The following is an 827-nucleotide window of genomic DNA, read 5'->3' as shown; positions in this document are numbered from 1 at the left end:
TGGGTGGATCCGTTGGGGTTGAGTTGTGTGCCGGGGGATTGTCCTGGAGCAAAAAGCACAACTAAAGCTGTAGAGCTAAAATTTAACAAAGCTACCCGAACTTGGACAACTCCTGCAGGGTTAGACTATGGGCAAGGTTCTGTTCAAGGTAATAGAGTTTTGCATGTTTTAGAGCATGCGAAACCTAACCCAACCAAGACGGCACACAGCGTCTTCAGTGCAGACAGGAAAGGCATTCTAGGCGTCGTCGATGAGGCGTGGCTCAGCAAGCTCAGTTCGGTGGTCGGTGATCCAGGTGCTTATGTTGTCCCCATGGGACGAGTAGTTGGCACATCAGGAGAAACAAGCATTAAGATCATTGTTCGTCCCAAGACGAATAAAATAATTACTGCCTATCCTATTAAATAGAGGGTTTCACATGCTATGTCCAAGATGCGAGCAGGGAGATATTGTGAAGGTTAGAGTAGTAGGTGGCGAAAAATGCTTATACGTTTGTCAGGAGTGTGAAGCCTCATGGTTTTTATTTGAGGATATTGGAGTTAAGCCATTCTTTGATTATGGAAATTATATGGAAAGTATAGGGAGAAAGCCTTTGTGGACTGAGCTCGAAATAACTTTTGAGTAGCTCTTAAATGTAGATTTTAAGAGCCTAGTGCTCTGAGAGCTCTCAATTTATTTTAAAAATAAAATATACGGAGCCCGTTCTTTAAGAATCTGATGACATATACCGCTTGTAATATCCACTGGACGTCGACGACAGGAGACTAGCGGCCAACCCATCGACTACCGCTACGACGCCTTTGGCCGCCGAATCGCCAAAGAAGTCG

General features: G+C 44.9%; 1 pseudogene. It reads left to right on the top strand.

Annotation, left to right across the window (positions count from 1 at the left end):
* Nucleotides 1-408, top strand: a pseudogene (locus B347_RS26550) (hypothetical protein); the annotation flags it as partial.
* Nucleotides 409-827: the final 419 nt, after the last annotated feature.

It is taken from the genome of Pseudomonas psychrophila HA-4 (genome assembly GCF_000282975.1).
GTDB classification, from domain to species: Bacteria; Pseudomonadota; Gammaproteobacteria; order Pseudomonadales; family Pseudomonadaceae; genus Aquipseudomonas; species Aquipseudomonas psychrophila_A.
This window is presented reverse-complemented; position numbering and strand designations above follow the sequence as displayed.